Source organism: Amycolatopsis stemonae (assembly GCF_054781455.1).
This window is the reverse complement of sequence record NZ_BAAGUJ010000001.1, coordinates 152,512-172,442: the sequence shown is the minus strand read 5'-3', so window position 1 is coordinate 172,442 and position 19,931 is coordinate 152,512. Positions and strand designations below refer to the sequence as shown.

22 protein-coding genes are annotated in these 19,931 nt (G+C 71.1%); 9 read left to right on the top strand and 13 right to left on the bottom strand.

Going from position 1 to position 19,931, the window contains the following annotated elements; all coding sequences use genetic code 11:
• Nucleotides 1-337 precede the first annotated feature (337 nt).
• Both ACYVLJ_RS00970 and ACYVLJ_RS00965 read right to left on the bottom strand, forming a co-directional pair.
• Nucleotides 338-835: a DUF3830 family protein gene (locus ACYVLJ_RS00970; RefSeq protein WP_451967872.1), complete on the bottom strand. Its 498-nt coding sequence runs from the start codon at nucleotides 833-835 to the stop codon at nucleotides 338-340.
• A gap of 2 nt (nucleotides 836-837) precedes the next feature.
• A complete protein-coding gene (locus tag ACYVLJ_RS00965; RefSeq protein ID WP_460437436.1) occupies nucleotides 838-2,094 on the bottom strand; it encodes an aspartate aminotransferase family protein in 1,257 nt (418 codons plus the stop codon).
• A gap of 92 nt (nucleotides 2,095-2,186) precedes the next feature.
• On the opposite strand from ACYVLJ_RS00965, the gene ACYVLJ_RS00960 reads away from it, so the two are divergent.
• The 3 genes from ACYVLJ_RS00960 to ACYVLJ_RS00950 are packed head-to-tail and all read left to right on the top strand — an operon-like array spanning nucleotide 2,187 to nucleotide 5,227.
• On the top strand, nucleotides 2,187-3,650 hold the full coding sequence (locus tag ACYVLJ_RS00960; protein ID WP_460437435.1) for an NAD-dependent succinate-semialdehyde dehydrogenase: 1,464 nt from the start codon (nucleotides 2,187-2,189) through the stop codon (nucleotides 3,648-3,650).
• Nucleotides 3,647-4,705 carry a tartrate dehydrogenase gene (locus ACYVLJ_RS00955; RefSeq protein WP_451967866.1) on the top strand — a complete coding sequence of 353 codons (1,059 nt, stop codon included), beginning with the start codon at nucleotides 3,647-3,649 and terminating at the stop codon, nucleotides 4,703-4,705. The genes ACYVLJ_RS00960 and ACYVLJ_RS00955 overlap by 4 nt, the downstream gene beginning before the upstream one ends.
• Before the next feature lie 60 nt (nucleotides 4,706-4,765).
• Nucleotides 4,766-5,227 carry a DUF4262 domain-containing protein gene (locus ACYVLJ_RS00950; RefSeq protein WP_460437434.1) on the top strand — a complete coding sequence of 154 codons (462 nt, stop codon included), beginning with the start codon at nucleotides 4,766-4,768 and terminating at the stop codon, nucleotides 5,225-5,227.
• A gap of 157 nt (nucleotides 5,228-5,384) precedes the next feature.
• Here ACYVLJ_RS00950 and ACYVLJ_RS00945 read toward each other — a convergent pair whose 3' ends face one another.
• The 3 genes from ACYVLJ_RS00945 to ACYVLJ_RS00935 all read right to left on the bottom strand — a co-directional run bounded on the left by ACYVLJ_RS00945 (nucleotide 5,385) and on the right by ACYVLJ_RS00935 (nucleotide 7,748).
• Entirely contained in the window at nucleotides 5,385-6,104 is a 720-nt protein-coding gene (locus tag ACYVLJ_RS00945) for a GntR family transcriptional regulator (protein ID WP_451967863.1), read from the bottom strand.
• A gap of 1 nt (nucleotide 6,105) precedes the next feature.
• Nucleotides 6,106-6,852 carry a maleate cis-trans isomerase family protein gene (locus tag ACYVLJ_RS00940; protein WP_460437433.1) on the bottom strand — a complete coding sequence of 249 codons (747 nt, stop codon included), beginning with the start codon at nucleotides 6,850-6,852 and terminating at the stop codon, nucleotides 6,106-6,108.
• A 155-nt stretch (nucleotides 6,853-7,007) separates the two neighbouring features.
• Nucleotides 7,008-7,748, bottom strand: coding sequence for a maleate cis-trans isomerase family protein (locus tag ACYVLJ_RS00935; protein ID WP_451967859.1), 741 nt, complete (start codon nucleotides 7,746-7,748; stop codon nucleotides 7,008-7,010).
• Between the two features lie 173 nt (nucleotides 7,749-7,921).
• On the opposite strand from ACYVLJ_RS00935, the gene ACYVLJ_RS00930 reads away from it, so the two are divergent.
• From ACYVLJ_RS00930 to ACYVLJ_RS00915, 4 genes are read left to right on the top strand one after another with little or no spacing between them, the layout of a single operon-like run.
• Entirely contained in the window at nucleotides 7,922-8,851 is a 930-nt protein-coding gene (locus tag ACYVLJ_RS00930; RefSeq protein WP_460437991.1) for a D-2-hydroxyacid dehydrogenase, read from the top strand.
• Nucleotides 8,848-10,230: an amidase gene (locus tag ACYVLJ_RS00925; protein WP_460437432.1), complete on the top strand. Its 1,383-nt coding sequence runs from the start codon at nucleotides 8,848-8,850 to the stop codon at nucleotides 10,228-10,230. Before ACYVLJ_RS00930 ends, ACYVLJ_RS00925 begins: the two co-directional genes overlap by 4 nt.
• Before the next feature lie 58 nt (nucleotides 10,231-10,288).
• Entirely contained in the window at nucleotides 10,289-10,546 is a 258-nt protein-coding gene (locus ACYVLJ_RS00920) for a hypothetical protein (RefSeq protein ID WP_451967855.1), read from the top strand.
• 41 nt (nucleotides 10,547-10,587) lie between these two features.
• A complete protein-coding gene (locus tag ACYVLJ_RS00915) occupies nucleotides 10,588-11,040 on the top strand; it encodes a MaoC family dehydratase (RefSeq protein ID WP_460437431.1) in 453 nt (150 codons plus the stop codon).
• On the opposite strand, the gene ACYVLJ_RS00910 is transcribed toward ACYVLJ_RS00915, so the two are convergent.
• Nucleotides 11,018-12,250 carry an MFS transporter gene (locus ACYVLJ_RS00910; RefSeq protein ID WP_460437430.1) on the bottom strand — a complete coding sequence of 411 codons (1,233 nt, stop codon included), beginning with the start codon at nucleotides 12,248-12,250 and terminating at the stop codon, nucleotides 11,018-11,020. The two genes, ACYVLJ_RS00915 and ACYVLJ_RS00910, sit on opposite strands and share 23 nt — an antisense overlap.
• Before the next feature lie 130 nt (nucleotides 12,251-12,380).
• Nucleotides 12,381-12,911 carry an ArsR/SmtB family transcription factor gene (locus tag ACYVLJ_RS00905; RefSeq protein WP_460437429.1) on the bottom strand — a complete coding sequence of 177 codons (531 nt, stop codon included), beginning with the start codon at nucleotides 12,909-12,911 and terminating at the stop codon, nucleotides 12,381-12,383.
• A 96-nt stretch (nucleotides 12,912-13,007) separates the two neighbouring features.
• Here ACYVLJ_RS00905 and ACYVLJ_RS00900 point away from each other — a divergent pair, with 96 nt between their 5' ends.
• The gene (locus ACYVLJ_RS00900; protein WP_460437428.1) at nucleotides 13,008-13,958 is read left to right on the top strand and encodes an aldo/keto reductase; all 951 of its coding nucleotides are present in this window, start codon (nucleotides 13,008-13,010) and stop codon (nucleotides 13,956-13,958) included.
• Here ACYVLJ_RS00900 and pqqB read toward each other — a convergent pair.
• From pqqB to ACYVLJ_RS00870, 6 genes are all read right to left on the bottom strand, one after another.
• Entirely contained in the window at nucleotides 13,955-14,788 is an 834-nt protein-coding gene (gene pqqB / locus ACYVLJ_RS00895; RefSeq protein ID WP_460437427.1) for a pyrroloquinoline quinone biosynthesis protein PqqB, read from the bottom strand. The genes ACYVLJ_RS00900 and pqqB overlap by 4 nt on opposite strands.
• On the bottom strand, nucleotides 14,785-15,849 hold the full coding sequence (pqqE, locus tag ACYVLJ_RS00890) for a pyrroloquinoline quinone biosynthesis protein PqqE (RefSeq protein WP_460437426.1): 1,065 nt from the start codon (nucleotides 15,847-15,849) through the stop codon (nucleotides 14,785-14,787). Before pqqE ends, pqqB begins: the two co-directional genes overlap by 4 nt.
• Nucleotides 15,840-16,106 carry a pyrroloquinoline quinone biosynthesis peptide chaperone PqqD gene (pqqD, locus tag ACYVLJ_RS00885; RefSeq protein WP_451967847.1) on the bottom strand — a complete coding sequence of 89 codons (267 nt, stop codon included), beginning with the start codon at nucleotides 16,104-16,106 and terminating at the stop codon, nucleotides 15,840-15,842. Before pqqD ends, pqqE begins: the two co-directional genes overlap by 10 nt.
• Nucleotides 16,103-16,789, bottom strand: coding sequence for a heme oxygenase-like domain-containing protein (pqqC, locus tag ACYVLJ_RS00880; RefSeq protein ID WP_460437425.1), 687 nt, complete (start codon nucleotides 16,787-16,789; stop codon nucleotides 16,103-16,105). Before pqqC ends, pqqD begins: the two co-directional genes overlap by 4 nt.
• 81 nt (nucleotides 16,790-16,870) lie before the next feature.
• On the bottom strand, nucleotides 16,871-16,966 hold the full coding sequence (pqqA, locus tag ACYVLJ_RS00875; protein WP_460437424.1) for a pyrroloquinoline quinone precursor peptide PqqA: 96 nt from the start codon (nucleotides 16,964-16,966) through the stop codon (nucleotides 16,871-16,873).
• A 332-nt stretch (nucleotides 16,967-17,298) separates the two neighbouring features.
• A complete protein-coding gene (locus ACYVLJ_RS00870; protein ID WP_451967842.1) occupies nucleotides 17,299-18,663 on the bottom strand; it encodes a WS/DGAT/MGAT family O-acyltransferase in 1,365 nt (454 codons plus the stop codon).
• Nucleotides 18,664-18,743: 80 nt separating this feature from the next.
• On the opposite strand from ACYVLJ_RS00870, the gene ACYVLJ_RS00865 reads away from it, so the two are divergent.
• The gene (locus tag ACYVLJ_RS00865; protein WP_460437423.1) at nucleotides 18,744-19,922 is read left to right on the top strand and encodes an NAD(P)/FAD-dependent oxidoreductase; all 1,179 of its coding nucleotides are present in this window, start codon (nucleotides 18,744-18,746) and stop codon (nucleotides 19,920-19,922) included.
• The last annotated feature ends 9 nt before the right edge of the window (nucleotides 19,923-19,931 follow it).

The window sequence follows — 19,931 nt, the reverse complement described above, 5'->3', positions numbered from 1 at the left end:
AATCAGGTTTTCACCGTGCTGGCGACGTGTCAAAGAGTCATTTCCGGGAGACCCCGGCGCCGCGGAATCTTCCCATACTAAACATGTAATCCCTTCGTGTTCGACGCCGGGGTGCCCACTTCGGCGGTCCACCACTGTGGGTAGCAGGGCGGGCGAACATCACTGTCGGTAATGCTGACCTTGATCCGGCATCCCGGGTAGGCGCGTAGCTCGATCCGGTGATCACCAGCCACGAAAAGTGAAATCGCGGTGATCACCCTTTCGAGTGGCTCCGGACATGGGAAGGGGACGCCGGATGCGGTCACCGCACCCGGCGTCCCCTTGCCGGACAGGGGATTCAGGCTCGCGCGAACGAGAGCGTCTCGCCCTCGACACCCCGCAGCCAGAGGTCCTGCGCGGCCGCCGCCATCTCGGCGAGGCCCTCCTCGATCGTGGCGAACACGTTGCCGGGCACCCAGCCCGCGTCGCCGTTGATCAGCAGGTTGTTGCGCCCGTAGAAGATCGCGAGGTCGGTGGCGCCCTGGTCACCGTGGGCCTCGCTGCCTTCGTCGTAGCCGTACGCCGGGTTGCCGATCTCCCAGGCCTCGAAGCCGAAGTACACGACGTCACCCGGGATCGGCGTGATCGTCGGGTTCTCCCGGCCGGGCTTCGGGTCCGCGAAGGGCTTCACGAGCGTGTAGACCTCGTTGCGCGCGTACTTCGCGTGGTAGGCCGAGCCGCTCTGCGGCAGGGCGTCCCACACCGCGCGGCACGTCCGCGGCGCTTCGTCGTCCAGCAATCGGGCACGGCAGGAAACACCGCGCTTGTCGAGCGTGATCGTGATGTACCGGGCCATGCTCAGCTCCCCGTGACGGACGCGACGACGTCGCCCCAGATGCGCAGCGCGTCGTCGACCTGCTCGGCGTTGACGATCAGCGGCGGCACCATGCGGACGACGTTCATGTACGGCCCGCACGTGAGCAGCAGCAGGCCGCTCTTCGAGGCCGTCTGCTGCGCGGCCGCCGCGGTCGCGGCGTCGGGCTCGCCGTCGGCGGTGGTGAACTCGGAGCCGACCAGCAGCCCGAGACCGCGCACCTCGCCGATCGCCGGCGTCTTGTCCGCGATCACCCGCGCGCCTTCGAGCAGCTGACGCCCGCGCTCGGCGGCGTTCTCGACGAGGTTCTCCTGCTGGATGACCTCGAGCGTCGCGATCGCCGCGGCGCATGACACCGCGTTGCCGCCGTACGTGCCGCCCTGCGAGCCCGGGAGTGCCTTCGCCATCAGTTCCTGCGAAGCGGCGATGCCCGACAGCGGGAAGCCGCTGGCCAGGCCCTTCGCGATGAGGACGATGTCGGGGGAGACGTCGAAGTGGTCGTGCCCCCAGAACTTGCCGGTGCGGCCGAAGCCGGTCTGGATCTCGTCGACGACCAGCAGGATGCCGTGCCGGTCGGCGCGCTCGCGCAGGCCGGCCATGAACTCGGTGTTCGCCGGGACGTACCCGCCCTCGCCGAGCACCGGCTCGACGAAGATCGCGGCGGTCTCGTTCGGCGCGCTGACCGTCTGGAACAGGTAGTCCAGCTCCCGCAGCGCGAACTTCGTCGCGGTCTGCTCGTCCCAGCCGTAGTGGTAGGCGTAGGGGAACGGCGCGACGTGCACGCCCGCCATCAGCGGGCCGATGCCGGCGCTGAACCGCGTCCCGGACGTCGTCATGCTCGCCGCGGCGACGGTCCGGCCGTGGAAGCCGCCCTGCATGACGATGACGTTCGGGCGCTTCGTCGCCTGTCGCGAAAGCCGCAACGCCGCTTCGACGGCTTCGCTGCCGGAGTTCGAGTAGAAGAGCGAGTCGAGCCCGCTGGGCAGCACGTCGCCGAGGCGCCGGGTCAGCTCCAGCAGCGGCTGGTGCATCACCGTCGTGTACTGCCCGTGGACGAGCTTGCCGATCTGCTCCTGCGCGGCCCGCACGACGTGGGGATGGCAGTGCCCGGTGCTCGTGACGCCGATGCCGGCGGTGAAGTCGAGGTGGCGTTTGCCGTCGACGTCGTAGAGGTAAACCCCTTCACCGTGGTCGACCACGACGGGCGTTGCCTGCTTGAGCAGCGGAGATAGCTGGGCCATGGCAGCGTGCTCCTAGGTCGGTTGAGCGGGTTGTCGATTGTTGACAATATCCATAGCATGGCCCTCGGGACAACACGTGAGGAGCAGTCGGGATGAGCACGAGCACCGAGTCCGGCGTCGTCGACGCGGTCGGCAAGGAACTGTTCATCGGCGGCAAGTGGGTCGCCGCCGCGTCCGGGAAGACGTTCCCGGTGGTCGACCCGGCCACCGGCAAGGAGCTGTGCCAGGTCGCCGACGCCTCCCCGGCGGACGGCGTCGCGGCGCTGGACGCCGCCGTCGCCGCGCAATCGGACTTCGCGAAGATGGCGCCGAGGGAACGCGGCGAGATCCTGCGCCGCGCGTACGAGCTGCTGATGAAGCGCCAAGACGAGCTGGGCCTGCTCATGACGCTCGAGATGGGCAAGCCGCTCGCCGAGTCGAAGGGTGAGATCGCCTACGCCGCCGAGTTCTTCCGCTGGTTCGCGGAGGAGGCCGTCCGCATCGACGGCGGCTTCGCCACCGCCCCGAACGGCGTCGGCCGGTTCCTCATCACGAAGCAGCCGGTCGGGCCCACGCTGCTGATCACGCCGTGGAACTTCCCCATGGCGATGGGCACCCGCAAGATCGGCCCGGCGATCGCCGCGGGCTGCACGTCGGTGATCAAGCCCGCCGCGCAGACGCCGCTGTCGATGCTCGCGCTCGCCGGCATCCTCGCCGAGGCGGGGCTGCCCGAGGGCGTGCTCAACGTCATCACGACGAGCGACTCCGGCGGCGTGATGGAGCCGCTGATCCGCGACGGCCGCGCCCGCAAGCTCTCCTTCACCGGCTCCACCGGCGTCGGGCGGAAGCTCCTCGAACAGTGCGCCGACAAGATCCTCCGGACGTCCATGGAGCTGGGCGGCAACGCGCCGTTCCTGGTCTTCGAAGACGCCGACATGGACGCCGCCATCGACGGCGCGATGCAGGCGAAGATGCGCAACATCGGCGAGGCGTGCACCGCGGCGAACCGCTTCTACGTGCAGCGCGGCGTCGTGGAGGAGTTCTCGCGACGGCTGACCGAGCGCATGCAGGCCCTGCCGATGGGCCGCGGCACCGAGAAGGACGTCGTCGTCGGCCCGCTGATCGACGAGAAGGCCGTCGACAAGGTGACGGAACTGGTCAAGGACGCCACCGACCGCGGCGCGCGCGTGCTCACCGGCGGCGCCGGCGTCGACGGGCCCGGCCACTTCTACCAGGCCACCGTGCTCACCGACGTCCCGCAGGACGCGCGGCTGACGCACGAGGAGATCTTCGGGCCGGTCGCCCCGATCACGTCGTTCGACACCGAAGAAGAGGCGGTGGCGAAGGCGAACGACACCGAGTTCGGTCTGGTTTCCTACGTGTACACCAGCGACCTCAAGCGCGCGCTGCGCGTCTCCGAGGCCCTCGAAGCCGGCATGATCGGCCTCAACCAGGGCATCGTGTCGAACCCGGCGGCGCCCTTCGGCGGGATCAAGCAGTCCGGGCTCGGTCGCGAGGGCGGCTCGGTGGGCATCGAAGAGTTCCTGGAGACCAAGTACATCGCGGTGGCCCTGTGACGGCCTACCGCATCGCGAGCATCCCCGGCGACGGGATCGGCGTGGACGTCACGGTCGAGGCCCGCAAGGTCCTCGACCGGGCGTCCGCGCTCTTCGGCTTCTCGTTGGAGTGGACGGAGTTCGACTGGAGCTGCGAGCGGTACGCGCAGCTCGGGGCGATGATGCCGGAGGACGGCGTCGAGCAGCTCTCGGCGTTCGACGGGATCCTGCTCGGCGCGGTCGGCTTCCCGGGCGTTCCGGACCACGTTTCGTTGTGGGGCCTGCTGATCCCGCTGCGGCGCGCGTTCCAGCAGTACGTCAACCTGCGGCCGGTGCGGTTGCTGCCGGGGACGACATCCGTGCTGGCCGGGCGCAAGGCCGAGGAGCTGGAGCTCGTCATCGTCCGGGAGAACTCCGAAGGGGAGTACTCCGCGATCGGCGGCCGGCACAACGCCGGGCGGCCGGACGAGTTCGTGCTGCAGGAGTCGGTGTTCACGCGCGTCGGCGTTTCGCGGATCATCCGGTACGCGTTCGAGCTGGCGCGCACGCGGTCTTCGCGCGTCTGCTCGGCGACGAAGTCCAACGGCCTGATCCACTCGATGCCGTTCTGGGACGAGATCTTCGCCGAGATCGCGGCGGAGTACCCGGATGTCCACAGTGAACAGATGCACGTGGATGCGCTGGCAGCACGCATGGTCCAGGCGCCGGACCGGCTCGACGTCATCGTGGGGTCGAACCTCTTCGGTGACATCCTGAGCGACCTGGCGGCCGCGATCACCGGCGGACTCGGCATGGCGCCGTCCGGCAACATCAACCCATCGGGTGAATATCCGTCGATGTTCGAGGCGGTCCACGGGAGCGCTCCGGACATCGCGGGGCAAGGGATCGCCAACCCCGTGGCCCAGGTCCTGGCGGCCGCGATGCTGGTCGAACACCTGGGCGAAACCGTTGCCGCGCAAGCGATCCGGGCCGCGGTGGACCGGGTGCTCGACGAGGGCCGGGTCCGCACGCCGGACCTCGGCGGCACGGATACCACAGAGCGGCTCGGCACGGCGGTGGCCGAAGCGCTGGGCTGAGTTTTTGTCGGTGCCCTCCGGCACGGTGGTCGCGAACCCACCGAGGGGGAGGAGACATCGATGTGCTGGTACTGCGAAAACCCGGACCGGCCCCGGTCCGAATACCTGACCCTGCTGCGGGAAGGCGTGGCGGACCGGGGCTGGCTCGTGCAAGGCGTGGACGACGCCGGTGCGGATCCACCGTGGGCCTACACGATCGGCCTGAGCGCGTACGGTCTGCCCGAACTGGTCGTCACCGGCCTGCCGCTGACGGAATGCGCCGAACTGCTGAACGACCTGGCAGCGCACGCGCTGCACGCGTCGCCACCCGCGGCGGGCGAACGCATCCCGCTGCGGGGCGGGCCGCTGATCGAGGTGGTCGCGGTGGCGGACCCGCCGGCCCACCTGGTGTTCGCGGCGGCCCTGTACGGTCCGGAAATCCTTGCGCTGCAACTGGTTCACGTGGACGAGCGCGGCCGCTGGCCGTGGTCGCCCGGGCACCGGGGCGGCCAGCCGGTCCTGGGGGTGCGCCATGCGCGCTGACTGCGGATGCGGCGTCCCGGCCAACTGCTTCCCGGAACCCGTGCCGGCCGTCCACGCACGTGTACCGCCGTCCCGGGTGCGCGGGCCGATCCACGTGCGGGTGCCGATCCGGCCCGCACGCGGCGAGGCCTTCAAAGCACGGGTGTCGGAGTTCCGCTCACGCGTTGCCCGGCACCGGCGGGGCTTGCCCCTCCCGGAGGCTCGTGCCCGGCGCGAGCCGCTGCACGGCGTCCTCCATGTGGGCCTCGAGAAGCGCCAGCGCGGTTTCTTCGTCTCCGTCACGAAGCGCCTGGATGAGCTTCGTGTGCTCGTCCACGCGCTCCTCGACCCGCTGGTAGGTGCTCTGGAGCGCGGTCAGGCACATCCGGGTCTCGATGAGCAGGGTCCGAGCCATCCGGACGAGCCGTTTGCTCCCGGAAGCGTTGATGAGGGCTTCGTGGAACCTGAGGTCCGCGGTGGAGAGTGCGGTGGGGTCGTCTTCGCTCGCGGCGGTCGCCATCTCGGCGACGGTGTGTTCGAGCAGGCCGGCGATCCGGTCGCGGTCGCCGCCACGGATGGCGCGCACCATGGCCGCTCGTTCGATCGCCCAGCGCGCTGCATAGATGTCGTAGACGTCGCCCGGCTCGAGGTCGATCACGAACAGGCCGCGGTGCCGTTCGCTGCGCAGGAGCCCTTCGGACACCAGGTGCTGCATCGCTTCCCGGAGCGGCCCCCGTGACACCTGGAACCGTGACGCCAGCTCGGTTTCGCCGAGCTGGGTCCCGGGCGGGAGGGCGCCGGTCATGATCGCGTCGCGCAGCTGGCGCGCGATCACCGCGGCCGTCGACTCGCGGCTGACCGGCTCGATCTCGGGCAGCATGCCCGGCGGGAGGGCCATGTCAGGCGCTCCCGTCCGGCAGGTGCCGGAACAACGCGCCGAGCGAGCGGACGAGCCGGTGCTGCCCGGTCAGGCGCAGGCCCTCCCAGACGGTCACCTGGTTGGCGGTCAGCACGGGCTTGCCGAGCGCCTCCTCGATCGCGTTGATTTCGCCGAGGGTGCGCATGGCGGTGTCCGGCACGAGGACGGCGTCGGCGTCCGGGTGGTCGTGGCGCACGGCGAGCTCGACGACGGCTTCCGCGCTCATCGCGCCGACTTCGGCGGCCGTGATGATGTCCGCGCTGGCCATCGAGACGACCTCGATGCCGCCGGCGTTGAGGAAGGCCACGAACAGGCGGGCGATGTCGTCCGGGTAGCTGGCGGCGACGGCGACCCGCTTGACGTCCAGGGCGTGCGCGGCGTGCACGAACGCGAAGGAGGTGCTGGAGGCCGGGACCCCGGCGACGGCGGTGAGGCGGTCGGCCTGGTCGCGCGCGCCGTCCCAGCCGTAGACGAAGCTGCCGCTGGTGCAGGCCCAGATGACGGCGTCCGGCTCGTGCTTCTTGAGCAGGGCGGCGCCGTCGGCGAGGCGGGTTTCGCTGCCGAGGTCGAGCAGTTCGGCGACGGCGTGCTTGTCGGTGCCGTAGATGTGCTCGACCGGGAGGCGGATGTCGCCCTCGTCGGCGGCCGCGCCACCGAGCAGCTGCTCGGCCAGCGGGTAGTCGTCTTCGGCCGCGTGGTCGGGGTAGATGAAGCCGATGGTGGGCACGGAACCTCCGGAGGGACGCAAATTGTCGACAATCCTAGAGGGATGGTCAAGGAACACCTTCACGACTGGCCGGGAAACCCGCGATCGGCTCACGAACCCGCCTACCCTCCGCCGGGTCCGCGGGCGAGCCGGGGCGGATTCCCCGGAGCCGTCTCTCACGACACGTCACGCAGCCACTTCCCTGGTCCGACGATGGGGAGGTGCATGCGGCGCAGGCACGCCCACATGGTCAGCTGGTTGGCCGTGAGCACCGGCTTGCCGAGCGCGGCTTCCAGCGGCTCGATCAGGTCGTAGGTGGGGAGGTTCGTGCAGCTGACGAAGATCGCCTCGGCCTGGCTGTGGTCCGCGGCGAGGATGCGCTCGGCGATGGTCCGGTAGCTGACCTTCCAGATGCCGCCGCCCAGCCCGAGGTGGTCGCTGGCGACGGTCTCGACGTTCAGCTCGCCGAGGAAATCGTGCAGGGCCTGGGTGAGGTCGCCGTCGTAGGGCGTCAGCACCGAGACGCGGTGCAGGTCGAGCTGGTGCAGCACCTCGGCCAGCGCGCCGGAGGTGGTGACGGCGTCCGGCGCGCCGGCGTCGCAGATCGCCTTGGTCAGCGAGCGCTCGTAGTCGACGCCGTTGACGAAGCTGCCCGAAGTGCAGAGGTAGGCGACGACCTCGGGCTCGACGTGCAGCACGTCGCGCGTCGCGCTGGCCAGGTGGTGGCTGTCGCTGACGAGGCGGGCCATCTCCATGCTGACCGGCACCGGCTCGTACGGCGTCCGCGCGAGGTGGAGGGAAACCTCCATCGGGACCCAGCGCCAGAGCTCGCGCTCCAGCGCGAGGTCGAAGGGCGCGATGACGCCGATGCCCCGTTGCGCCAGCGGGCCTTCGAACGCCAGGAAGTCGAAATCCAAGGCTCAGCCTCCGGAATACGTCTGAACTCGATGACACGTCCGGTGCTCCGGGGGTCGTTCCTCGGATTGTTGACAATCATACGAGCCACTCTTACCGTGTCAACGTGATCGCCGCGGAAACCCAGGAAACCCCGGTCCTGGCGGTGCTCTGTGGCGAGCACCGCCCACCGGACATGCGTGCTGTCGAATCCGGGGCGGTCGTGCGTTACACGGACGCGGCCGGCCTGGCGGAAGCGCTGTCCGGAGCGGACGCGCTCTTCGTCTACGACTTCCTCTCGACCGCCGTCCCGGGTGCCTGGCACGCGGCCGATCGCCTGCGCTGGCTGCACATCGCGAGCGCCGGTGTCGACCCGGTGCTGTTCCCCGGACTGGTGGAGAGCGACGTCGTCCTGACCAACTCTCGGGGAGTGTTCGACGACGCCATCGCGGAGTACGTGCTGGGGGTCGTCCTCGCGTTCGCGAAGGACTTCGCGCGGTCGCACGACCTGCAGCGCGAGGGCCGCTGGCTGCACCGCGAGAGTGAACGGATCGCCGGGCGCGAGGTGGTCGTCGTCGGCACCGGGCCGATCGGCCGGGCCATCGCGCGGCTGCTGCGCGCGGCCGGGATGCGGGTGAGCGGTGCCGGCCGCCGGGAACGCGCCGGCGACCCGGACTTCGGCGTCGTGCACGACTCCGCGCGGCTCACCGAGTTCCTGCCGCAAGCCGACTACGTCGTCGCCGTCGCGCCGCTGACCGAGCACACCAAGGGCATGTTCGACGCGCGCGCGTTCGCGGCGATGAAGCCGTCGGCGCGGTTCGTCAACGTGGGCCGGGGTGAGCTGGTCGTGACGTCGGACCTGGTCGACGCGCTGGAGAAACAGACCATCGCCGGCGCCGCGCTCGACGTGTTCGACACTGAGCCGCTGCCGTCCGACAGCCCGCTGTGGAGCATGCCGGACGTGCTGGTCTCGCCGCACATGTCCGGCGACTTCATCGGCTGGCGGAACACGCTCGTCGAGGTGTTCAGCGAAAACTTCCGCCGCTGGCAGGCTGGGGAGCCGCTGCGCAATGTCGTCGACAAGACGCTCGGCTACGTGCCGTCGGGGAACCAGGGAGCCGGATGAACGACAGGATGCTGACCGCCAGTGAGCTCGTGGCCGCCTATGCGACCGGCGAACTTTCACCGATCGAGGCGACGCAGAACGCGCTGCAGGCCATCGAAGCCCGCGACGGCGAGTGCAACGCCTACTGCCTCGTCGACGCCGACCGCGCGTTGGAGCAGGCGAAGGCGTCGGAGGTGCGCTGGCGGGACGGCAACCCGATCGGCTGGCTCGACGGCGTCCCGGCGTCGATCAAGGACATGTTCCTCACCCAGGGCTGGCCGACCGTCCGGGGCTCGAAGAGCATCAGCCCGGACCAGCCGTGGGACGTCGACAGCCCGGTCGCCGCGCGGATGCGCGAAGCCGGCCTGGTGGTTCTGGGCAAGACGACCACGCCGGAGATCGCGTGGAAGGGCGTCACCGACAGCCCGCTGTGCGGCATCACGCGCAACCCCGTCGACCCGTCGAAGACGGCGGGCGGGTCGAGCGGCGGCAGCGCCGCGGCCGTCGCGGCGGGCATGGGCGAGCTCTCCGTCGGCACCGACGGCGGCGGCTCGGTGCGGATCCCCGCGTCGTTCTGCGGGATCGTCGGGCTCAAGCCGACCCACGGCCGCATCCCGCTCTTCCCGGCGAGCCCGTTCGGCCCGCTTTCGCACGCCGGCCCGATGGCGCGGTCGGTGGACGACACCGCGCTGCTGCTGGACGTCCTGTCGATCCCCGACCACCGCGACCCGGCCGCGCTGGCGCCGCCCGTGGCGTCGTTCCGCGAGGCGGTCCGGCGGGACGTGCGCGGCCTGATCGCCGCGTTCTCGCCGACGCTCGGGTACGTCGACGTCGACCCGGAGGTGGCGGCGGTCGTCGCGGCAGCGGTCCGCGCGCTCGGCGACGCGGGCCTGCAGATCGAGGAGACCGACCCCGGGTTCGCCGACCCGAAGCCGGCGTTCGACATCCTGTGGTCGTCGGGTGCGGCGAAGCTGCTGAGCACGTTCCCGCCGGGGTCCGAGGAGCGGACGGACCCGGGCCTGCGCAAGGTGTGGGAGCTCGGCGAGAAGTGGAGCGCGAGCGACTACCTCGACGCGACCGCCGAGCGTGCCGCGCTGGGCATCCTGATGGGCGAGTTCCACACGCGCTACGACGTGCTGATCACCCCGACGGTCCCGATCGCGGCGTTCGAAGCCGGTCACGACGTGCCGCCGGGCAGCGGGCTGAGCGAATGGCCGGAGTGGACGCCGTTCACGTACCCGTTCAACATGACCCAGCAGCCGGCGATCAGCGTGCCGGCCGGCCACACGTCGGCGGGGCTGCCGGTGGGCCTGCAGATCGTCGGCCCGCGGCACTCGGACGACCTCGTGCTGGCGGTCGCGAAGCTGCTCGAAGAGGTGCGGCCCTGGGCGCCCGCCTGACCACACGTGAGGGTGAAACCGGGGCCGTGGCGGGGAAAGCTGTGCCACTGTCGGCCGGGTGAACGCTGAAGGCTGGCGGTACGAGCGCGCCATTCCGACCGTGGACAGCGCCGGCGAACCGACCAGCGTGGTGGTCGGCCTGATCGAGCAGGGCGACCGCTTGACGGCGGCGTTGCGCGTGGGCGACGGCCAGGCAGCGCTGGTCCCGTTGGAGACGGGCGGCGAACTGCTGAAGGTGCTCCGGGAGACGCTGGAGAGCTGGTGGCGCATCGACGGTCACCGCGACCTGACCCCGGAACCCCGCGCCGGCCGTTAGCGCCTCCTCCGGCCCGAAGGCGCCTGTGGCAGTCTGCGGCCATGACGAGCGAGCGCTACTTCGAGGACTACGTCCCGGGCGAAACCCACGACTGCGGCAACGTCGAGGTGACCGAAGCCGAGATCCTCGAGTTCGCCCGGCGCTACGACCCGCAGAGCTTCCACGTCGACCCGGCCGCCGCGGCGGCCGGGCCGTTCGGTGGGCTGATCGCGAGCGGCTGGCACACCGCGAGCCTGATGATGCGGCTCTTCGCCGACCACTACCTGTCCGCGGTGTCCAGCCTGGGCAGTCCCGGCATCGACGAGCTGCGCTGGCCTCGCCCGGTGCGGCCGGGTGCGGTGCTGCGGCTGCGGGCGACCGTCGTCGAGGCCCGGCTCTCGCGCTCGAAGCCGGACCGGGGGCTGGTGCGCACGCGCATCGAGTTCGTCGACGCGGAGGACGAGGTCGTCTTCAGCGCGAGTGCGCTCAACCTCATGCTGGTGCGGCCGAACTGACCGGCGCGTGGCGGACCAGCCTGCGCACCTGCGGGTTGAGCAGCACGACCGCGGTCGCCCCGACGACCAGGGCCGCGCCGCCGACGAGCGTCGCCGAGCGGCCGGCGTGCTCGGCCAGCGGGCCGGCGGCGATCTGGCCGAGCGGCATCGCGACGAACGAGCCGAGCATGTCGTAGGAGTAGACGCGCGCGAGCTTCTCGGGCGGGATGTTCTCCTGCAGCGACACGTCCCAGGCGACGCCGAACTGCTCGATCGCGACACCCGCGAGGAACATCGCGAACAGCAACGGCAGCAGGTAGGGCGTCTGGCCGAGGGCGAGCATCGGCAGCGCGTCGACCACGACCAGCGCGACGCCGATCAGCAGCATCCGCCGGGGCTGCCAGCGTGCCGCGATGACGCCGCCGAGCAGCGACCCGGCCGTCTGCACGGCCAGCGCGAGGCCCCAGCCGGTGCGGCCGAAGGTGTCGTCGGCGACCAGCGGGCCGACGACCAGCAGCGCGCCGGCGTTGACCGCGTTGACGATCATGAACTGCAGCACCACCAGCCAGACCCACGATCGGGCGCGGAACTCCCGCCAGCCTTCGGCCAGTTCGGCGATCGGACGGCTGCCGGGGATGCGTTCGCCGCGCGGCAGCCGGATGCGGCGGTACGACAGCGCGGCGGCGAGGAAGAGGACGGCGTTGCCGCCGAGCGCCCACCCGGAGCCGGCGAAGGCGACGAGGACGCCGGCGAGCCCGGCCCCCGCGATGCGGCCCGCGTTGGAGAGCAGCCGGACGAGCGCGTTCGCCTGGCCGAGCAGTGGCGCGGGCACGGTCGACGGTGTCAGCGACGCGGCCGCGGGCAGCGAGATCGCCGAGACGGCGCCGTTGACCAGGCTGAGCCCGACCAGCAGCGGCACGGACGCGAACCCGCAGAGGACGCTCGCGGCGATGGCGGCCTGCGTGAGCGCGGCGGCGGTCTCGGTGCCCTGCAGGATGACCGACCGCGGCAACCGGTCGGCGAGCATCCCGCCGAAGAGCACGAGCAGCACGTTGGCGAGCGATCGCGCCCCGACGACGATCCCGAGGTCGACGGCCGAGCCGGTCAGGTCCACGACGGCGAAGGCCAGGGCGAAGGGGGCGACGGCGTTGGCGAAGTCGGCGAACGTACGGCCGGTGACGAGGGCGCGGAAGCGCGCCTCTCTCAGCGGTGCGAAAAGCGGGGTGTTCACGGCAGTGGCTCCGGGGAGTGGGACGGGCCGAGGTGCGCGTTCCGCGGGGTGCTCACGGCGGCTCCGGGGCGTCGGGGATCTGGCTGCGAAGGGGTGCGGGTTCCGGCGGGGAGTGCCTTCGACGTAGTGCTCACGGCGACCTGTCCACCGACGAACCGGCCTCGGCCAGCTCGAACAGTGCGACGCTCGCGCTGACGCGGACCGTCCCGGGGGTGCGCGGGGGCTGGGCCGCGGCGTGGAGTTCGCCGCTCAGTGCGGACGCCTGCTTCAGCAGCCCGGCCCATACCTCCGGGTCGACCCACAGCTCCGCGTCCGTCAGCGACGCCGGCTGCTCCGGCGCGCGTTGCGCGGCACGGCGGAGCAACTCTTCCGCGATCGCCTTCGTCAGGAGGACCGTCTCCGCCGGGTCGCGGGTGGTCAGCCGCTTGCCCGATTCCGGGTCGTGGCGGTAGCGCTTGGCGCGGCCGCCGCGGATCGTCACCTCCTCCGCGACCTCCAGGAGGCCGGCCTCGTGCAGGCGGCGCACGTGGTAACTGGTGTTCGCCTGCGTCTCGCCCAGTTCGCGCGCCGCTTCGGCCGCGCTCAGAGCCGTACCGGTCAGGAGCGACAGGATGCGCATGCGGAGCGGGTGCGCCAGCACTCGCAGGTTGTCGTGGGGCATGGCGCCAGTCTGCCACGACCGTCAAAGAGTTATTTGGGGGTTTCGTTAACCGGGATTAACGCGCCAGTCGTCCGATGTCTGTGCTGTGCTGGACGCATGCGCAGGACGATCTTGGGCCGCAGCGGCCTCGAAGTGTCGAAGATCGCCTTCGGCACCTGGCAGCTCGGCGGCGACTGGGGCGCGTTCGACGAGGACACCGCCGTCGCGGCCATCCACCACGCGCGCGACCTCGGCGTCACCTTCTTCGACACCGCCCAGGCCTACGGTCGCGGCCGCTCCGAGGTGCTGCTCGGGCGCGCCCTGAAGCGCCGGGACGACGTCGTCGTCGCCACCAAGGGCGGCATCAACCCGCGTGCCGAGCGGCCGCGCGACTCCCGTCGCGCCTGGCTGACCCAGGGGCTCGACCAGAGCCTGCGGAACCTGCAGCGCGACCACATCGACCTCTACCAGGTGCACTGGCCCGACCCCGACACCCCGGCGGCCGACGTCGCGGGGCTCATGCGGGAGTTCGTCGACGCCGGGAAGATCCGGCACGTCGGTGTCTCGAACTACACCGCGGACCAGCTGGCGGACTTCGGCGTGGCGGAGACGCTGCAGCCGCCCTACCACCTGTTCCGGCGCGGCATCGAGACCGACCCGCTGCCGTACGCGCGCGAGCACGACATCGGTGTCTTCGTCTACAGCCCGCTCGGCAGCGGCCTGCTCACCGGTGCGCTCACGCCGGACACGACGTTCGAACCCGCGGACTGGCGCTCGAAGTCGAGCGCGTTCCAGGGCGACAACCTGCGCCGCAACCTCAAGATCGTCGACGAGCTGCGGGCGTTCGCCGCGAGCCGAGGCCTGGAAGTCGGCCAGCTCGCCATCGCCTGGGCGCTCGCGCGACCCGGCGTGCACGCCGCGATCGTCGGGGCGCGGAAGCCCCGGCACATCGAGGCGAGCATCGCCGCGGCCGACGTCGAGCTGACGTCGGATGACCTGGCCGAGATCGACCGGATCGCCGCAGGCGCCGTCCAGGTCGCCGGCGCCGCTCCCGAGGGGATCGCCTAGAGCGAAAACTCCGTGCCGTCCGGCGGTACCGACGCGCCGCCGGCCAGGACGGCGGCGTGCTCGGGCGACGCCGGGTCCAGCACCGGGTTGGTGTTGTTAACGTGCGTGAACACCCAGCGGCCCGGCCGGCCGGCGAGCCGGGACAGGCTCGCGGTGATCGGCAGGTGCCCCATCGCGAGCTGGTCCGGTCCGCCGACGCCGGCCATCTCGTCCGGCGCGAAGAACGTCCCGTCGAGCAGCACCAGGTCGGCGCCCGCCACCAGCGCGTCGAACCCGGTGGGCCAGCTCTTCAGGCACGGTGCGTACACCAGCACACCCCCGGTCGCGGGGTCTTCGATCCGGTAGGCGACCACCCACGGGCCGTCGTGCGCGGACGTGACGTACTTCGGCTTCTTGTCGCTCACCGGCAGAACGCGCACGCGCAGCCCGGGGAGGTCGGCGGGCGGCAGCCAGTCCCAGCCACCGTAGCCGTCGACGATCGCGCGGAAGGGAGCCAGCGCGTGCCGGGCCGCGTCCGGCGCGAACACCGGGAGGCCGCCGGCCTCGCGCAGCATGAGCAGGCCCATCGCGTGGTCGAGCTCGGCGTCGGTGAGCAGCACTCCGCGCAGCGGGATCTCGCGCGGGCCCGGCCCGGCCCGCAACGCCGGCGTCCCGAGGATCTGGGCGCGGATGTCCGGCGAGCAGTTGAGCAGGTACCAGCCGGCGCCGTCCGCGCTCACCGCGACGCAGTCCTGGGTGCGCGGGGTCAGCCCGGCCGTGCACAGCCGGCACGCGCAGTTCCACTGTGGACACCCGCCGCCCGCCGCCGTGCCGAGCAGGATCACCTTCACCGGCGCATCACCAGGCCGGACGTCGCGGGCCGGGCGAGGACCAGGTCGACGACCTCGCGGTGCGGCGAGCGCGAGCACACCGGGTCGGCCGCCGAGGCGTCGCCCGTGAGCAGGAACGCCTGGCAGCGGCACCCGCCGAAGTCGATCCCGCGCCGGTCGCACGTGCGGCACGGCTCGCTCATCCAGGCTTCGCCGCGGTAGGCGTTGAAGGACGACGACTCGTACCAGATCTCGGCCAGTGGTGTCTCGCGCACGTTGTCCAGCTCGAGCGTCGCGATCGCGGACGCCGCCGGGCACGGCAGCACGGTGCCGTCCGGCGCCACGGTCAGCTGCCGCGCGCCCCAGCCGTACATGCACGGCTTCGGGTACGGCTCTGGGTAGTCCGCGACGACGTACACGATTTCCATGGTGCCACGCAGTCGCGCAACCGCCGCGCGAACGATCGGCTCGGCCGCGGCGAGCTGCGCCGGGGTCGGCATCAGCGCGTCCCGGTTGCGCAGCGCCCAGCCGTAGTACTGGGTGTTCGCCAGTTCCAGCCGGTCCGCGCCCAGCCGCTCGGCCAGCTCGATGATCCCGGCCAGCTGGTCGTGGTTTCGCCGGTGCAGCACCACGTTCAGCGACAGCGGAAGGCCGGACGCCTTGATCGCGGCGGCCGCGGCGAGCTTCCGGTCGAACGCCTTCGCGCCGGCCAGGAGGTCGGACCGCTCCCGCGTCGCGCCCTGCGCCGACAGCTGGACGTGCGCCAGCCCGCGCTCGACGAGGTCGTCGAGCCGCGCCGGGGTCAGGCCCAGCCCGGAGGTGACGAGGTTGACGTAGCAGCCGAGTTCGCTCGCGTGCGTCACCAGTTCGGGCAGGTCCGGCCGGGCCAGCGGCTCACCGCCGGACAGGTGCACCTGGAGGACGCCCAGTTCGCGGGCCTGGGACAGCACGGACCGCCAGTCCGCTGTGGACAGTTCGGCCTCCCGGGTGGTCAGGTCCACCGGGTTGGAGCAGTACGGGCAGTGCAGCGGGCACCGGTGGGTCAGCTCGGCCAGGAGGCCGAGGGGCGGGGTCACGTCCATGCGACGACCCGCCGTCCGCCCAGCCGGTCGAGCACGTCGAGGACGTCCTGCTCGCGGACGCCGGAGTAGCGCTTTCCCAGCACCGCGGTGATTTCGGTGACGGTCCGCGCGCCGTCGCAGAGTTCGAGCACCGCGGCCGCGGTGGCGTTCGGCACCAGGACGCCTTCGGGGAACAACAGCACGTGGGTCTCCCGGACGTGGTCGAAGGACAGCCGCACGCCGCGGCGCAGCCGGGGGACGGAACCCACGGTGATCACCCCGCCGCCCGCTCGATCGCGTCGAGCATCGACCAGAGGACGTCGCACTTGAACGACAGCGCGGCGATCGCGCGGTCCTGCTGCTCGCGGGTGACGCAGTGGCGGACCACGATGTCGAGCGTGTCCTTGCCTTCGCCGGAGACCTTGTCGATGCGGTTGGTGAAGTAGGCGAGGTCTTCGCGGGCGATCCACGGGTAGTTCGCGAGCATGTCCGCGACGCGCTGCTGCATCAGGTGCCCGGCGAACATCTCGGTGAGCCCGGACGCGACGGACTCCCACCACGGTTTCGTCCGCGCGAAGGTGACGTAGGCGTCGACGGCGAACCGGACGCCGGGCGCGACGTGCCGCTCGTCGAGCACCTCGACCCGGGACAGGCCGACCGCCGTGCAGAGCCGCAGCCAGCGTTCGATCCCGCCGGTGCCGGCCTGCGGGCCGTCGTGGTAGACGATCCGGTCGAGCCACTGGCGCCGGATCTCCGGCAGCGGGCAGGCGGCGATGATCGCCGCGTCCTTCTGCGGCAGCACGCACTGGTAGTACCAGCGGTTGGCCGCCCAGATCCGCAGCCCGTGCGCGTCGAGTTCGCCCGCGTGCAGCCGCTTGTGGAACGGGTGCGTGCCCCAGTACCGGTGGGAAAGGCCGCGCAGGGCGTCGATGAATTCCGTCTCCGCGAGTGGCTCGGACATCCGGGGCTCCCCTGGTCGGAAATGTTTCGATGAGCGGGAAACGCGGTGACGGAACCGGTTTCCCGGTCCCGCCACCCTCGGTCAGTCCTCCATGCGGGCCGCGTATGCGGTGACCTCCATGGGGGTTTCGTACTCGACGAAGTCCGGAGTGGACCAGGACTCCAGGGTTTCGGTCATCGGTAACTCCTCCCGTCGGGGGTGCCGGACGGCGTCACCATAAAAGGCGGGAGGAGTAAATGGCCATCCCTTCGTAAATATTCCTTCCGATGGCGCAGCGATGATCACTCAGCGGTGTTCAGTGTCCCGCTGAATGCGCTTTCCCGTGCGCGTTCAGTGGTGTCTCGAACGGATGACGGTGTGTTTCTATCCCACTGGGCCGGGGAGGAAGCCACGTCCCGACCCGTTCGGGAAGTGGCCACATCCGAGGCACCCCGAGCGGGCTCGGGAAATTCGTCCGGCAAGCTCTGGAACGTCACGCCCGGTGGCGATCCACACCGCCGACCAGGACGCTATTTGACCGCGGCTTCCAGCTCCACCAGCGCCGTGTCGAGGTGCGTCAGGATCCGCTGCAGGTGCGGCACGCTGCGGCGGCACCCGGTGACCCCGAAGTCCAGGTTGTCGCCGTTGCTGGTCAGCGTGATGTTGACGGCCTGGCCGTCGAGCAGCACCGACGCCGGGTAGATGCCGTCGAGCTGCGCGCCGTTCCAGTACATCTGCTTGCGCGGCCCGGGCACGTTCGAGATCACCAGGTTGAACGGCGGCCGCGTGTTGTTGACGACGCCGGGGATCGGTGAGACGCCGAGCTGCGCGACGTTAACGGCCGATAACAACAGCGTCTGCAACGGCGTGAGCTCCGAGAACAGCCGCTTGCCGTTGCGCATGGACTGGTGGATCGTGACGAGCCGCTTGCCCGCGTCCGGCAGGTCGGTGGCCAGGTTGCACAGCAGTGCGCCGATGTTGTTGCCGGCTGCCTCGCCGGGGTCGTTCTGGCGGCGCAGCGACACCGGGACCATCGCGACGAGCGGCGCGTCCGGCAGCGCGCGCTGCTCGATGAGGTAGTCCCGCAGCGCGCCCGAGCACATCGCGAGCACGACGTCGTTGCGCGACACCCCGCCCGCCGTCGCCACCTTGCGGACGCGGTCGAGCGACCAGGACTGCGCGGCGAACCGGCGCGCGCCGCCGATCGGCACGTTGAACATCGTGCGCGGCGCCTGCCCCGGCAGGGTCAGGGTGTGTTCGCCGAACGCCTCCCGCGCCACCTTCAGCGCGGCCGGCGCGAGCCCGGCGAGCTGGTTGACCGTCTTGCCCGCACTCTGCAGGAACGACCCGGGGCGCTTCACGCGGCCTTCGCCGGGCTTGCGCCGGGTGCCCCACCAGGGCGGGCAGTCCAGGTCGGCCGGGTCGTCCGACAGCGTGGCCTGCAGCTGGCGCAGGGCCGAGACGCCGTCCATCAGCGCGTGGTGGACCTTGGTGTAGACGGCGAACCGGCCGTCGGCCAGGCCCTCGATGAGGTGGGTTTCCCAGAGCGGCCGGTGCCGGTCGAGCAGGGTGCTGTGCCAGCGGCTGGTCAGCTCCAGCAGCTCGCGGATGCGGCCCGGCGACGGCAGCGCCGAGTGCCGGAAGTGGTAGTCGAGCTCGAGTTCGGCGTCGGTCGTCCAGGCGACGTGCCCGACGGTGTTGACCGGCCGGGCCGGGCGGCGCCGGAATACCGTGCGCATGTTGTCCGATTCGAGCAGGTTCCGGCGGATGTCGCGCAGGTACTCCGGGCCGGCGCCGTCGGGTTTCTTGAACAGCTGCAGGCCGCCCACGTGCATCGGATGCTCGCGCGTTTCGACGAGGAGGAACATCGAGTCGGTCACGGGCATCATCGCCATGGGACATCACCTTCCGCACTCGGCACGCCGACTCTACGCGCTCGGCGGCCGTGGGTGGATCACGTTCTACATTGGCGAGTATGACCTTCCGGGGCCCGGGGGAAACGTCCCTGCCACAGATGGCCGAGTGCGTCGTGGTCGGCGGCGGGGTGATCGGCGTGAGCTGCGCTTTCCGGCTCGCCGAGGCCGGGGTCGACGTCCTGCTGCTGGAACGCGGGGGGCTGGGCGAGGGCTCGACGGCGAAGGCCGCGGGCGGCGTCCGGTCGTCGTTCACCAGCCGCGTCAACGTCGAACTGGGCCTGCGCGGGCTCGCCGCGTACAGCGCATTCTCACGCGACTTCGGCGTCGAGATCGACTTCCGCCGCGACGGCTACCTCTACCTGCTGACCGACCCGGCCGACGTGTCCGCAATCGGACATTGCGCGGAGCTGCAGCGCGAGTACGGCGTCCGCAGTCACCTGCTCGACCCGGCGGAAGCCCGCGAGATCGTCCCGCTGCTGGAGACCGACGGCGTGGTCGCCGCGCTGTGGTCGCCGGACGACGCGAAGGCGACGCCGGACGCGGTCGTCCAGGGCTACGCGAAGGCGGCCCGCGCGTGCGGCGCAAAGCTGCGTACCGGTGTCGAGGTCACCGGCATCGAACGCGACGGCGATACGTTAACCGGCGTTAACACGACGGCGGGGTTCGTCCGGACGGGCGCGGTCGTGTGCGCGGCGGGCGCGTGGTCGGGGCAGCTCGGCGAACTCGCCGGGCTGGACCTGCCCGTGCGGCCGTTCCGGCGGCAGGTCGTGTTCACCGGGCCGGTGCCCGGGCTGCCCGAGCGGGTGCCGCTGACCATCGAGATGTCGTCCGCGTTCTACTTCCACCGCGAGGGTGCGGGGCTCGCGATGTCCTTCTGCGAGGACGACGGCTTCCCGGGCTTCGGCACCCACTACGAAGCCGGTGACTGGCTGCCGCGGCTGGCCGAGCTGGCCGGGCGCCGGATCCCGGCCGTGCTCGACGCCGGGATCCGGACGGCCTGGGCCGGGTTGTACGAAGTGACGCCGGACCGCAACCAGATCATCGGGGAAAGCGTCCTGTTGTCGCGGTTCTTCTACGCGACCGGCTTCTCGGGCCACGGGTTCCAGATGGGCCCGGCCACCGGGGAGCTGGTCCGGGACCTCTACCTGGGCCGTCCGACGGCCGTGGAGATCGCGGACCTGGACGTCCGCCGGTTCGACAGCGCCGGTACCGCACCGGCCGAGCACAACATCGTCTAGGGCCGATTG

Coding starts and splice junctions, on each gene's coding strand:
- ACYVLJ_RS00965 (WP_460437436.1), bottom strand. CDS start 2,094: ATGGCCCAGCTATCTCCGCTGCTCAAGCAGGCAACGCCCGTCGTGGTC.
- ACYVLJ_RS00915 (WP_460437431.1), top strand. CDS start 10,588: ATGACGAGCGAGCGCTACTTCGAGGACTACGTCCCGGGCGAAACCCAC.
- ACYVLJ_RS00960 (WP_460437435.1), top strand. CDS start 2,187: ATGAGCACGAGCACCGAGTCCGGCGTCGTCGACGCGGTCGGCAAGGAA.
- ACYVLJ_RS00900 (WP_460437428.1), top strand. CDS start 13,008: ATGCGCAGGACGATCTTGGGCCGCAGCGGCCTCGAAGTGTCGAAGATC.
- pqqC (WP_460437425.1), bottom strand. CDS start 16,789: ATGTCCGAGCCACTCGCGGAGACGGAATTCATCGACGCCCTGCGCGGC.
- pqqE (WP_460437426.1), bottom strand. CDS start 15,849: ATGGACGTGACCCCGCCCCTCGGCCTCCTGGCCGAGCTGACCCACCGG.
- pqqA (WP_460437424.1), bottom strand. CDS start 16,966: ATGACCGAAACCCTGGAGTCCTGGTCCACTCCGGACTTCGTCGAGTAC.
- ACYVLJ_RS00870 (WP_451967842.1), bottom strand. CDS start 18,663: ATGGCGATGATGCCCGTGACCGACTCGATGTTCCTCCTCGTCGAAACG.
- ACYVLJ_RS00905 (WP_460437429.1), bottom strand. CDS start 12,911: ATGCCCCACGACAACCTGCGAGTGCTGGCGCACCCGCTCCGCATGCGC.
- ACYVLJ_RS00970 (WP_451967872.1), bottom strand. CDS start 835: ATGGCCCGGTACATCACGATCACGCTCGACAAGCGCGGTGTTTCCTGC.
- ACYVLJ_RS00925 (WP_460437432.1), top strand. CDS start 8,848: ATGAACGACAGGATGCTGACCGCCAGTGAGCTCGTGGCCGCCTATGCG.
- ACYVLJ_RS00865 (WP_460437423.1), top strand. CDS start 18,744: ATGACCTTCCGGGGCCCGGGGGAAACGTCCCTGCCACAGATGGCCGAG.
- ACYVLJ_RS00950 (WP_460437434.1), top strand. CDS start 4,766: ATGTGCTGGTACTGCGAAAACCCGGACCGGCCCCGGTCCGAATACCTG.
- ACYVLJ_RS00945 (WP_451967863.1), bottom strand. CDS start 6,104: ATGGCCCTCCCGCCGGGCATGCTGCCCGAGATCGAGCCGGTCAGCCGC.
- ACYVLJ_RS00930 (WP_460437991.1), top strand. CDS start 7,922: ATGCGTGCTGTCGAATCCGGGGCGGTCGTGCGTTACACGGACGCGGCC.